Raw genomic sequence first — 12498 nt, 5'->3', positions numbered from 1 at the left:
TTTTGTATGTCTAAGAAAGTTCTTATTATCAGTACCAGCCTGAGAAATCAGAGCAATTCGGAAACTCTGGCTCATGCCTTTGCCGAAGGGGCCGAAGCTGCAGGAAATGTAGTGGAACAAATCACTTTAAGGGATAAGCAGATTGCATTCTGTAAAGGCTGTCTGGCCTGTCAGAAACTGCATAAGTGTGTCATTTCTGACGACGCTGCCCCCATTACAGAGAAAATGCAGCAGGCAGATGTAATCGTATGGGCAACCCCTATCTATTACTATGATATCAGCGGTCAGATGAAAACCCTGATTGACCGGGCCAATGCACTTTATTCCTCTGATTATGCGTTCCGCGATATTTATCTGCTTTCCACTGCCGCAGAGGAAGAAGAAGGCACTGATAAAAGAGCCATCAGCAGCCTGGAGGGCTGGATTGACTGCTACGAAAAAGCGCGGCTGGCCGGCGTTGTCTTTGCAGGCGGTGTGGATGACCCCAATCAGATGCAGGGGCATACCGCTTTGGAAAAAGCTTACTCCATGGGCGCTTCTATCAGATAAGAACAACCATATTTTAAAAGAAAGAAGGAATTTCTATGATAAAACAAACAGCAGGCAGAGATGCCCTAAACGATTTCGCACCGGAATTTGCACGTTTAAATGATGATGTACTCTTTGGAGAAGTCTGGTCCAGAGAAGACCAGCTTGCCCCCAAACTGCGCTCCATGATTACGGTTACCGCTTTAGTCAGCAAAGGGATTGTGGACAGTTCTTTGCAGCACCATCTTGCTTCTGCCCGTAAAAACGGTGTTACCCACACAGAAATGGCAGAACTTCTCACACATCTGGCTTTTTATGCCGGCTGGTCCAATGCATGGGCAGCCTTTCGTATGGCAAAAGAAGTCTATGCAGAAGATGTCCCAACAGAAGCTCACGGCGGCTTTTTCGGTCAGGGCGAGCCAAATACGGCATTTGCCCAATATTTCACAGGAAACAGCTACTTAAAGCCTCTTACGAATCCCCAGAACTGCCCTGTCTTCATTGCCAACGTCACTTTTGAGCCGGGCTGCCGCAATAACTGGCACATTCACCGCGCTGACAAAGGCGGCGGACAAATTCTTCTGTGTGTAGACGGCGAAGGCTGGTATCAGGAAGAAGGCAAAGAGGCGCAGTCTTTAAAACCCGGCGATGTCATTACGATTCCGGCTAATGTAAAGCACTGGCACGGCGCCAAAGCTCACAGCTGGTTCAGTCATCTGGCTATGGAATGCCCCGGAGAAAACACTTCCAATCAGTGGCTGGAAGCAGTAAGCGATGAAGTCTATGAAAAACTCACGGACGAACACCATAAGGAATATCCAATAGAATAGAAGCCCCAAAAAAAGATACCTCACTTAAGCAAATCCTTATTATTGACAAACTTTTTCAGATAGTCAATAATAAATCTATCAACGAAAGTGAGGTATTTTCTTTATGACCATAAAAGATATTGCAAATTTGGCCGGTGTTTCCATATCCACAGTTTCCAAAATTGTGAATAACAAAGCCGAAAATATAAATATTGAGACCAAAAACCGGGTTCTGAAAATCGTAAAGGAATACAACTATACCCCTTACGGGGCAGCCAAGAGCATTTCTTCCGCCAGAACCTTCCTCATCGGTGTTCTTCTGAAACGAACTTCCCAGATGCATCTGATGCTGAACGGTATCCTGCAGACAGCCCAGAAACACGGCTATAACGTTTTAATCTGTGACAGTGCAGATAATCCCAAGCAGGAATTAAAACACATCACAGCACTGTGCAGACACAAGATTGACGGAGTTCTCTGGGAACCTGTCTGCGAAGAAAGCCTTTCCCAGGCACGACATTTCAAAGAGCAGAACATTCCCATTTCCTACATCAACAGCTCTTTTCCTCAGGAAGCCTGCTGCCTTGATTTCTCCCAAATGGGATATGCCGCTGCCAAAAAGCTTTTGGATTACCGTCATACCCATATCTGCTGTCTTACAAAGCCCGGCAGCCTGCGCTCAGATATGGTGTTTGAAGGCTTTAAAAAATGTCTGTTTGACCATGAAATCCCCTATACCGAAGACAGAAAAATTTCTGTTTTTGACCCGGATTTCTATACCCAAATATCCCGGCAGGGCTTTACAGGAGTGGTCAGCACACATTTCGAGTCAGCCCTTTCTCTTTATGAAAAAGTGGACAGCTTTCACTATCACATTCCTTCTGACTTATCTTTGGTCAGCCTGCGGGAAGACGGCAGGGAAGCCATTTGTTTTCCCCGAATCTCCTCTATCCGTATTCCTTATGAGCGTTTCGGAGAAAAGGCATGTGAGTCTTTGATTGCCCGCTGCGAAGAACAGTCCGAACCGGAGTTTGCCCTTTTTGAATTCGGAGATTTGCTCTTTGACCATGAAGAAAGTATCAGCGAACCGCCTTCCTGCCGCTACAAAAAACTGGTATCTGTAGGCAGTATTAATATGGATATTACTTTAAATGTAGAAGAACCTCCCAGTTCCGGCAGCACGATTATCACCACGTCTTCCTGTATGGCACTGGGCGGCAAAGGAGCTAACCAGGCCATTGCAAGCGCCCGCCTGGGAAGGGAAGTGACCATTATCGGAAAGATTGGAAATGACTACGATTCCACCATGATTTACGACTCTTTAAAGAAAGAACAGGTTCTGACCCTGGGGCTTCGGAGAGATTCCGCTTCCATTACCGGAAAGGCTTATATCCATGTGCAGAAAGACGCAGAAAGCAGCATTACCATTCTTCCGGGAGCCAACCAAAATCTTTTCCCGGAAGATATTTCCTCCCGGGAGCATTTGTTTGAGGGCTGCGGTTACTGCCTGATTTCTACAGAAATTCCTGTGGAAACCTGTATCTGTGCTGCCGAAACGGCCCGGAAATATGGGGCACAGACCATTGTGAAGCCTGCAGCATTAAAGACTCTTCCGGATAAACTTTTGAAGAACACGGACATCTTTGTTCCAAACCGGAAGGAAGCTGCTCTTTTGTGCCCTCAGGAAACGGAAGTGGATAAGCAAGCTGCGTTTTTCTTTTCCCTGGGCTGTCCGGTAGTCATTATTACCCTTGGCCATCGGGGCTCTTATTTAAGAACGAAAGATATGGCATGTGCCTTTCCGGCCGCCGCTTTTCCCTCTGTGGATTCTACCGGCGGTGCCGACGCCTTCATCGCAGCCCTGGCTTCTTATCTGACAGAAGGCTGTCCTCTGGAAAAAGCAATTCCCATTGCCACTTATGCCGCTGGATTCTGCGTTTCCAGAACCGGGGTTGTTCCTGCCCTTGTAGACAAAGCGTCTCTGGAAAACCATATCCGCATTGCAGAACCGGAACTATTAAACTTTCGAGTATAAAAGAATTGGCCCTTTTACGCTGCTGCAAGCGCTGCTCCAAGTGCTTTGCAGGCAGCCACGGCCTCTTCATCCGGTGCGTCGTTGCAGATGACACTGTCGCAGACAAGCACGGCTCCATCTGAGCGGCAGGTATCCTCCCAGTTTCTCATCCATTCGCCGTCTCCCCAGCCATAGGAGCCAAACAGAGCAATTTTCTTTCCTTCCAGTCTTCTCTCACACGCTTCAAACATAGGCGCAAATTCCTCTTCTTCCAACTCTTCGGCTCCCATAGACGGGCAGCCAAAAGCTATCGCATCATAATTCTCTGTCATAGAAGCGTCAAACGCTCCACTGGTCAGCAAAACGGCTTCTGCTCCTGCCGCCTTTGCCCCATCTGCAACGGCATTCGCCATCTCTTCTGTATTTCCGGTTCCACTCCAATATACAACTGCGATTTTACTCATTACTTTTACACCTTTCTTTCCTTTAGGATATTTTGCTTACAGCAATTTTAGTTAGTCTTTCCTAACCTTGTTTTAAAGTAACACTTTTCCAGAATTTTGTCAACCCTGAAATCATAAAAAAACAGCCCCTGTCAAGAGCATATTCTCCTAACAGGGACTGCATTTTTCGCTGCAGTCTTTTCCTTTTCAGGTTTACTGTCTTTCTGTGACCTCATTTCCGGTGATTTCTCCTTTTTCAAAAGCCACGGCATTGTCCAGCGTGGTCTGAGAAATGGCCGCCAGGGCTTCCTCTGTAAAAAATCCCTGGTGAGACGTAATCATAACATTGGGGAAAGACAAAAGTCTGGCTGTTGTGGAGTGTTCCAGGATTTCATCTGAACGGTCTTCAAATACGTTCTTTGTCTCTTCCTCATAAACATCCAGTCCTACACCGAAGAACTTTCTGGCACGGATACCGTCAATCAGGTCATTGGTTTTTACCAGACCGCCTCTGGAGGTATTTACCAGAATTACCCCATCCTTCATTTTCGCAATGGTGTCTTTATTAATCAGATGATAGGTATTGTCCATCAGCGGGCAGTGCAGGGAAATCAAGTCACTGGAAGCCAGCAATTCATCTAAGGTTACATAGGTTACAAAATCAGCCAGTTCCGGGTTCTGATATACATCATAGGCAATGACCTTCATGCCAAAGCCACGACAGATTTTCGCCATAGCTGCACCGATTTTTCCTGTACCCACGATTCCGGCCGTCTTCTGGTAAAAATTCATCCCCATCAGTCCGCCAAGGCTGAAATCATTTTCCCTCACTTTTACATACGCTTTGTGAATACGGCGGTTTGCTGCAAGGGCCAGAGCCATTGCATGCTCCGCTACGGCTTCGGGAGAATATCCCGGCACACGCATAACCTCAATATCGTATTCTGCTGCTTTTTCTAAATCCACATTGTTAAATCCTGCGCAGCGCATTAAGACCAGACGAACTCCCGCTTCGTGAAGCGCATCCATGGTTTCGCTTCCCACATCAGAGCTTACAAAAGCGCAGACTGCGTCATATCCTTTGGCCAACGGCGCTGTCTTGGGTGCCAAATCCGTTTTTAAATAATCAATTTCTATACCAGGATAATTTCCTGTCTGTTTTTCAAACGATTCCTTATCATAAGTTTTTGTGTCAAAAAATAAAATCCTCATTCTGCATTCCTCCTGTTCTGTACTTCTCAGGATTTTAATCACTATGCTTCTTTATCATAGTAATAATATCTACTATATTTGTCAAGTACCTGTTTTTCTTCATATCATAATGATATATACCACCAGGAGGATTGATTTTATGGGCGAACCTCTTTTAAATGTAAATGACATCAGTTATGCCTACCACACAAAATCCGGGGAAACACCTGCCCTTTCTCATATATCTTTTTCCGTATCCAGAGGAGAATTTACTGCCATCGTAGGTCCCTCCGGGTGCGGTAAATCTACGTTTCTGGATATGCTTTGCGGCCTCTTACATCCGGAAAAAGGCGAAATTCTTTTAGCCGGAAAACCTTTACAGGAAAAAACTGCCAGCATTGGATACATGCTGCAAAAAGACCATCTTTTTGAATGGCGGACCATTTACAGCAACATCCTGCTGGGGCTGGAAATTCAAAAAAGACTTTCCCCGGATACCAAAGCACGCGCCGAGCAGCTTCTGGCAGACTATGGACTGGACAAATTCAAAACCGCAAGACCCTCCCAGCTTTCCGGAGGTATGCGGCAAAGGGCGGCACTCATCCGCACTCTGGCTTTAGAACCGGAACTGCTGCTTCTGGACGAACCCTTTTCTGCTCTGGATTATCAGACCCGTTTATCCGTAAGTGATGACATCGGAACCATTATCCGCCGGGAAGGAAAAACCGCTATTTTAGTCACACATGATATTTCTGAAGCCGTCAGTATGGCAGACCGGGTGATTGTATTCAGCCAGAGACCTGCGCACATACAAAAAATCATTCCCATTACTTTTTCCATGCCTGTGCGTACCCCTATGGCTTCCCGCAATGCCCCTGAATTTAAAACTTATTTTAATGAAATATGGAAGGAGCTGAATCATCATGATGTATCCTCTCAATCCCTCTGAGGAGCAGAAAAAATATCTGAAAAAGCTGAAACAAAATGCCATGCTCATACAGTTTTTCCGATTTTTTCTTTTCTTTGCTTTTCTCTTTTTATGGGAAATCTGTGCCCGAACAGGCACGATAGACTCTTTTATTTTCTCCAGCCCCTCCCAGATAGCTGAGAAAATGGCGGAACTTTTTCACAACGGCACGCTCCTTCGGCATATTTCTGTCACGCTCACAGAAACGCTCATCAGTTTTCTTCTGGTCACACTGCTGGGTATTGTGTGCGCGGTTCTTTTGTGGGCCTTTCCCAGACTGTCTGCCGTACTGGAACCGTATCTTGTGGTTTTAAACAGTCTGCCGAAATCCGCTTTGGCTCCGCTTCTCATTGTGTGGCTAGGCAGCAATATGAAAACCATCATTCTTGCCGGAATTTCCGTCGCCGTCTTCGGCGCCATCATGAATCTGTATACCGGCTTCTGCGAAACAGATCCGGATAAATTAAAACTTATAAAAACGCTGGGTGGCACAAAAAAAGATGCGCTCTTGAAAGTGATTCTTCCGGGGTCTGTCCCTCTGATTTTAAGCGTTATGAAGGTAAATATCGGACTGTCTTTGATTGGAATTGTCATTGGAGAAATGATTGGAAGCAAAAGCGGACTTGGTTACCTGATAATCTATTCCAGCCAGGTCTTCCAACTGACCACTATGCTTATGTCCATTGTAATTTTATGTATCATTGCCATTTTTTTATATGGAATGATTTCTTTTTTGGAAAAACGTTATCTGAAAAGCCATAAATAGATGCTGCTCATGCTTGAAAAAGAGGCTGCACCCCGCAGCCTCTTTTTATCATAAAAACAATTCATTTGCCTTGCGCTCTGTACAAGTCTTTTTCATCTTCGCAGAAGCAAGTTTCACTTTTAATTTACTTATATTTCTTGCCTTCTGAGGGCAGACCTGGACGCAGCGCATACAGGAAATACATTTGGATTTATCCGTCTTCTTTGGATTGTCACCGGGAATTGCACCAGCCGGACAGACTCTGGCGCACAGGCCGCAGGCTGTACAGTGTTTATCTGCCTTTGGCTTTAACGGCACACCTTGATACGTTCTGTAAGGCTTGCTGCCCGGCAGAGCCAGCTTTTCATAAGTCTCTGCAGTATGGAGTTTCTGCCGGATTTTCTCTCCAAAGGCTTTCAGTTCGCTCTTATCCTTCCGATCCGGTCTTCTTGTGGCAAACTGGTGCATAATGGAATGTTCTGCAATAGCTGCCACAGCAGCAGCACACACAAATCCCTGTTTTTCCACTTCTTCCTGCAGCTCCAGAAGGGTGTCTTCATAGGCCCGGTTTCCATAGGAAGGCACACCAAAGAAACAAATATCCTGCGCCTTAAAAGCCGCAATATTTTTTTCCGCTTTCGGCTTGCACAAGTCTATTTCCTTATATGCGCCAAAGGTTTCTGTCAGTATCTTGACGATTTTCTCTGTCCCCCTGGTTGGGCTGAAATAAATGGCATATACACTCATTTGCGTATCCTCTCTTCCTTCTGTATAGATATAGAGTTCTCTTCTGCATTTTTCTGCGTAAGGAACATTATAGCTCTTTTTGCCAGAGGATACAATGACAAAATGTCTTTATTCTGCTTCAATTCCGGCAGTTTCAATAACAAATTTCACTTTTCCGTCCACATTCTCAGACTGTCCGTCAAAGGCTTTGTAAGACTTATCTGCATTTTCTACTGCTTTCAGTCTGTCCAGAACTGTTTTCACATCACCGTTTACCATATCCGCAAGCTTCTGTACACCTTCTTTATCAAATTTCTCCATACCATCCCTTAGCTGTGTGGAACCATCTTTTAATTTTGCAGTTCCGCCCTTTAACTCTTTTCCCCCTGCTGCCAGCTGGGACGTTCCGTCTTTTAAGGCTGCTGCTCCGTCTGCTAGTTGGGAAATGCCGTCGCTTAACACATTTCCTCCTGCCGCCAGTGCACTGCCGCCCTTTAAGAGTTCCGAACTGCCCTGGGCTAACCCGGCTGCCCCGCTGTTTAAGGAATCATTCTTTGCTGTCAATGCATTTACACCTGTTTGAAGCTGCTGCGTTCCCGCCTGTAAAGCGCTGCTGCCCTGGGTCAGCTGAGCAATACCGCCGCTTAACTGGCCTGCACCTTCTGACATCTGCTGCAGTCCTGCATTTAAGGACGAAGCCCCGGAAGCTACAGATACGGCGCCTGCATTTAGCTCTGTATTCTTAGCAGTCAGTGCTTCACTGCCTTTTTTCAATTCTCCCACTGCCTTCTGCAGTTTTTCAGAAAGAGAAGTCAAATTCCCCATAGAACCTGCCGCCTCTTTCAAAGACCAGGCGCCTTTCTGTAAAGTTTCTGCTCCGGCTGCAGCACTGGCTGCTCCTTCTTTCATGGTATGAAGCTGTGCTTCTGCTTCTGAAAGTACTGCTTCTGCCTCTGGTATCTGTCCATTTACTGCTGTCATTGCCCCCTGTATCTGCTGCAATCCCTGGATTGTATCTGCCGCACCGCTGTTGTCACCGTAAGTCACCGGTACCTTCACATCCACAGATACTCCGATACCGCCCAGATTTGCCAGTACGGCCTGTTTTTCTTCTTCCGATACACCTGCAGCATCCAAAGCTGCCGCCACGTTGTTATACTGCTGTTCATTCGCCTGGGCACTGGCCTGTTCGTTTACTGCATTGGTATCTACGCTTGGTGTTGTCTGGCTGTTTACAAAGTTCTCAATCATACCTGCCGCCTGACCGCTTAAATCTCCTACTGTCTGCGCCGCAGTTTTCAATCCTGTTACACTGGCTCCCAACTTTCCGGCCGCCCCTTCTGCCTGTGTCATGCCTTCTTTTAAAGTTTCTGCTCCCTGTATCAGCTGTCCGGCTCCGTCTGTGAGACTCTGAATGGCCTCCGGAAGTTTAGATGCCTGCCCCACAGAACCGCCGAGTTCACTCTGTAGCTTTCCAAGACCTGCATCCAACTGGGCCGTCCCTGCCGTGTAAGCCTGCACACCCTGTTTAAGGCTTTCGCTTCCCGCAGCCAGCTGTGTTCCTCCTGCGCTTAACTGACCGATACCGTCAAGCAGCGTTCCCTTTTTCTCGTCAAGGGTTTCCATACCGCTGTTAAGCGCTGCCGCGCCGTCTGCCACCTGGGTAATTCCGCTGCCCAGCTTAGAAGTGCCATCCGTATAAGCACTGATGCCATCCCTTAATTGTCCGGCTCCGCCTTCCAGTGAATTCATACCTGCAGTCAGCTGAGCAATCCCGTCCAAAAGTTCCCCTTTGCTGTTATTCATGGTATCAATGCCGTTTTTCAGCTTTCCGGCGCCGTCATCCGCACTGTTTAAGCCGTTTACAAAAGTATCTGCAGAACTGTCCAGAGCGGCAATGCCTTCCTGCAGTTCTTTGCTGCCCTTTACCAAAGCCGTGGAAGAATCAGTGAGCGTATCCAGTTTTTTCTTTAAATCGTCAGTGTTGGCAGTCTCTCCCAGATTCAAATCTTCTAAAAGACCTGTGGCAGCTATGGTAGCCGTCATTCCCAGAGAAAAATCTTTCACATCTGCCGTCAGTTCCACATAGTCCGGAATTTCCATATCGTCCAATTCTTTCATATCTGACAGCTTCAGGCTGTCTGACAGACCCGGAAATCCATACCCTACTGCAATATCATTCGTTCCGTCGGAAAGCACCTTGCCATTTGTGATTTCTACATTGGTAAAAGTATCAGCTGGAAGAATCATGGCCGTCATCATCATAAACGGCGTATAGATTTCTTCTTTTTTTCCATTGACCTCTTCGGTCCGTTTTTCTGTATTTTCATAGTCGATTCTGATTTTTACCTTACCGCTTTTTCCTGCCAAATCAGAAGCCTGGATTTCCTTACCGTCCAGATAATACGTCAGCTTTACAGAAACCGGCAATTTTTTGCCTGTGGTTCCCTGATAATAAATATCTCCGCCGTCCGTATTCCAGGTAAGTGTTCCGTCTGAGTTCTGTTTAAAAGTTTCATCACCTTTCACATTCTCAATGTCTGTCAGACTGCTTTTATCTTTCAGGGTTTTCTCTTTTCCCTTGTTTTTCAGCCAGTTGCTGACAATCACATTTTCTGAATTTCCATTTTCATCTGCAGTTACATAAACGGTCTGCTCCTTCTCTGTCTGTGTGTTTTCTGCTGCCAGTATGGGCGATGTGGGCAGAATCACCGACATCATCACAGCCATACCCACCAGAAGCGCCTGCACATTTTTCCTCTTCATAGCCAAAACCTCCTATTTCCTAACCTTGAAATTTTTACTTGTTGCACAAATAACTTTGTCAAATATCCAATACATGGCAGGCAGAAACAGCAGCACTGCGCACATACTGATTAATGCGCCCCTTGCCATAAGAAGACAAAGAGAACTAATCATATCAATCTTCGAATACACACCAACCCCAAAGGTTGCCGCAAAAAAACTGAATGCTGATACCATAACGGGACGGATACTGCTCTGCAGGGCAATACTGATGGATTCCTTCTTACTCTTGCCGCCTCCTCTTTCCTGCTCATAACGGCTGGTCATCAAAATAGCATAATCTACCGTTGCCCCAAGCTGAATGGTTCCGATAACAATGGAGGCAATGAACGGCAGCTCTGTTCCTGTGAGATACGGAATTCCCATGTTAATGAAAATTGCCCCCTCAATAACCAGTACCAGAATCACCGGAAGGGTCATGGATTTGAACACAAACAGGATAATCAGAAAAACGGCCACGATGGAAACTGCGCTGACTACCTTAAAGTCATGGTCTGTGATTTCAATCAAATCCTTGGTACAGGGTGCCTCACCTACCAGCATGCCGTTTTTATCATAAGATTTCAGAATTTGATTCAATTCGTTAATCTGGTCATTGACTTCTTCGGAAGCTGTCTGATACTCATTGGTAATGAGCATTAGTTCATAGTTGTCACTTTCCAGAATGTCCTTAATCTCCTTTGGTATCATGCTTTCCGGCAGAGACGGTCCGATAATGCTCTCCAGTCCCAGCACTTCTTTTACACCATCTGCCTGCTCCATTTCCTTTATCATTTTGTGTTTTTCCTTACCGGAAATGTTTTTATCCATGAGAATCATGTGGGCCGCACCCATATCATAATCCTTCTGCAGTTTTTCATTGGCCATAATGGATTCCAAATCCTTTGGAAGGCTGGCATCCAGGTTATAATATACTTTTGCATTTGCCTGAAAATAGGCAAACGGTATAAACAGAGCCACGCAGAGAAACGCAAAGGTTTTATGATGCCTGACCAGAAATTCTGAGACTTTCGGAAAATCCGGTATCAACTGTCTGTGCTTTGTCTTTTCCAGAGGTTTGTCAAAAATCATTATCATAGCCGGAAGCACGGTAACGCAGCAGAGAACGCCAAATACCACACCTTTTGCCATGACAATTCCCAAATCCATACCCAAAGTAAAACTCATAAAGCAAAGCGCCACAAAGCCTGCAATGGTAGTAACCGAACTTCCCACTACGGATTTAATGGTAGCAGCTATGGCCTGGGCCATGGCTTCCTTGCGGTTCTCTCTATAAGTTTCCTTCTGTTCCTGATAGCTGTGCCACAGGAAAATGGAATAATCCATGGTAACACCCAACTGTAAAACTGCACTTAACGCCTTGGTAATATAAGAAATTTCTCCTTTGAAAATATTCGTTCCCATATTATAAACAATGGCAATACCGATACTGGCCAGAAACAGAAACGGAATCAGATAGGATTCCATGGCCAGCGCCAGAACGATACAGGACAGTACAACGGCAATCAGTACATAAATAGCCACCTCCGACTCTGCCAGATTTTTGGTATCTGTTACAATGGCCGACATGCCGCTGACAAAGCACTGCTTTCCCGCCAGCTTTCTGATATCTCCTATGGCGTCCATAGTTTCATCCGCTGATGTAGTCGTATCAAAAATAATAAACATCATGGTGGAATTTTCTGAGAACAGAACGCTTCGTATTTTCTCCGGCAGCATTTCTGTCGGAAGACTTAAATCCGCAAAACTGTCGTACCACACCACCTGCGAAACGTGCTCTACCTCCTCTATTTTTTCTTTCAGAGCCGCCACATCTTTATTTGGCATGCCTTCACATACGAACATGGAATACGCACCGGTTCCGAATTCATCCACCAGGATATTCTGTCCCTTCATCGTTTCAATATCATCCGGCAGATAGTACAGCACATCATAATTCACTCTGGTGTTTATATATCCTATCACGGATGGTATCAACAGCAGCAGGCTCAGAACAAAAATCGGAACCCGGAATTTGACAATTTTCCTTCCCAGCTTTACCATTTCCTTTCCTCCCTTTCCCGTTTTTGCTAAACATATGCAGACATAGCGTCTTCATATTCTTATTTTTATGACCTTTGGTCATTAATTGTTATAACGCAAAACTGACCTTTAGTCAATATTACTTATGACCAAAAGTCAGTTTTCGTTTTTATGCAATATGCAGAATTCCTCATTTCAGACATTTGAGGTTTGACTTTTCCCCTCTTTTCTCTCTATAATTGTGGGGA

At 45.7% G+C, this 12498-nt stretch carries 10 protein-coding genes; 5 read left to right on the top strand and 5 right to left on the bottom strand.

Going from position 1 to position 12498, the window contains the following annotated elements:
• Positions 1-6: 6 nt before the first annotated feature.
• The 3 genes from G5A70_RS12825 to G5A70_RS12815 all read left to right on the top strand — a co-directional run bounded on the left by G5A70_RS12825 (position 7) and on the right by G5A70_RS12815 (position 3372).
• Positions 7-549: a flavodoxin family protein gene (locus tag G5A70_RS12825; protein ID WP_173749987.1), complete on the top strand. Its 543-nt coding sequence runs from the start codon at positions 7-9 to the stop codon at positions 547-549.
• Positions 550-578: 29 nt separating this feature from the next.
• Positions 579-1358, top strand: coding sequence for a carboxymuconolactone decarboxylase family protein (locus G5A70_RS12820; protein ID WP_334297957.1), 780 nt, complete (start codon positions 579-581; stop codon positions 1356-1358).
• A gap of 103 nt (positions 1359-1461) precedes the next feature.
• Entirely contained in the window at positions 1462-3372 is a 1911-nt protein-coding gene (locus G5A70_RS12815; RefSeq protein ID WP_173749985.1) for a PfkB family carbohydrate kinase, read from the top strand.
• Between the two features lie 14 nt (positions 3373-3386).
• Here G5A70_RS12815 and G5A70_RS12810 read toward each other — a convergent pair whose 3' ends face one another.
• Together G5A70_RS12810 and G5A70_RS12805 are read right to left on the bottom strand one after the other, a co-directional pair.
• Positions 3387-3815: a flavodoxin gene (locus G5A70_RS12810; protein WP_173749984.1), complete on the bottom strand. Its 429-nt coding sequence runs from the start codon at positions 3813-3815 to the stop codon at positions 3387-3389.
• 192 nt (positions 3816-4007) lie between these two features.
• Positions 4008-5006 carry a 2-hydroxyacid dehydrogenase gene (locus G5A70_RS12805; protein ID WP_173749983.1) on the bottom strand — a complete coding sequence of 333 codons (999 nt, stop codon included), beginning with the start codon at positions 5004-5006 and terminating at the stop codon, positions 4008-4010.
• A 139-nt stretch (positions 5007-5145) separates the two neighbouring features.
• On the opposite strand from G5A70_RS12805, the gene G5A70_RS12800 reads away from it, so the two are divergent.
• Positions 5146-5934 (top strand): ABC transporter ATP-binding protein, encoded by a 789-nt coding sequence (locus G5A70_RS12800; RefSeq protein WP_173749982.1) that lies wholly within the window; start codon positions 5146-5148, stop codon positions 5932-5934.
• Entirely contained in the window at positions 5909-6718 is an 810-nt protein-coding gene (locus G5A70_RS12795) for an ABC transporter permease (RefSeq protein ID WP_330489597.1), read from the top strand. The genes G5A70_RS12800 and G5A70_RS12795 overlap by 26 nt, the downstream gene beginning before the upstream one ends.
• A 48-nt stretch (positions 6719-6766) precedes the next feature.
• Here G5A70_RS12795 and G5A70_RS12790 read toward each other — a convergent pair whose 3' ends face one another.
• From G5A70_RS12790 to G5A70_RS12780, 3 genes are all read right to left on the bottom strand, one after another.
• Positions 6767-7444, bottom strand: a complete 678-nt coding sequence (locus G5A70_RS12790; RefSeq protein ID WP_173749981.1) for a 4Fe-4S binding protein — start codon at positions 7442-7444, stop codon at positions 6767-6769.
• A gap of 108 nt (positions 7445-7552) precedes the next feature.
• Positions 7553-10189 (bottom strand): hypothetical protein, encoded by a 2637-nt coding sequence (locus G5A70_RS12785; protein WP_173749980.1) that lies wholly within the window; start codon positions 10187-10189, stop codon positions 7553-7555.
• Between the two features lie 12 nt (positions 10190-10201).
• Positions 10202-12271: an efflux RND transporter permease subunit gene (locus tag G5A70_RS12780; protein ID WP_173749979.1), complete on the bottom strand. Its 2070-nt coding sequence runs from the start codon at positions 12269-12271 to the stop codon at positions 10202-10204.
• Between the last annotated feature and the right edge of the window lie 227 nt (positions 12272-12498).

The sequence above is a fragment of the Blautia hansenii genome, assembly GCF_013304445.1.
Classification (GTDB): Bacteria; Bacillota; Clostridia; order Lachnospirales; family Lachnospiraceae; genus Blautia.
This window is presented reverse-complemented; position numbering and strand designations above follow the sequence as displayed.

Coding starts and splice junctions, on each gene's coding strand:
- G5A70_RS12825 (WP_173749987.1), top strand. CDS start 7: ATGTCTAAGAAAGTTCTTATTATCAGTACCAGCCTGAGAAATCAGAGC.
- G5A70_RS12790 (WP_173749981.1), bottom strand. CDS start 7,444: ATGAGTGTATATGCCATTTATTTCAGCCCAACCAGGGGGACAGAGAAA.
- G5A70_RS12800 (WP_173749982.1), top strand. CDS start 5,146: ATGGGCGAACCTCTTTTAAATGTAAATGACATCAGTTATGCCTACCAC.
- G5A70_RS12780 (WP_173749979.1), bottom strand. CDS start 12,271: ATGGTAAAGCTGGGAAGGAAAATTGTCAAATTCCGGGTTCCGATTTTT.
- G5A70_RS12795 (WP_330489597.1), top strand. CDS start 5,909: ATGATGTATCCTCTCAATCCCTCTGAGGAGCAGAAAAAATATCTGAAA.
- G5A70_RS12810 (WP_173749984.1), bottom strand. CDS start 3,815: ATGAGTAAAATCGCAGTTGTATATTGGAGTGGAACCGGAAATACAGAA.
- G5A70_RS12815 (WP_173749985.1), top strand. CDS start 1,462: ATGACCATAAAAGATATTGCAAATTTGGCCGGTGTTTCCATATCCACA.
- G5A70_RS12785 (WP_173749980.1), bottom strand. CDS start 10,189: ATGAAGAGGAAAAATGTGCAGGCGCTTCTGGTGGGTATGGCTGTGATG.
- G5A70_RS12805 (WP_173749983.1), bottom strand. CDS start 5,006: ATGAGGATTTTATTTTTTGACACAAAAACTTATGATAAGGAATCGTTT.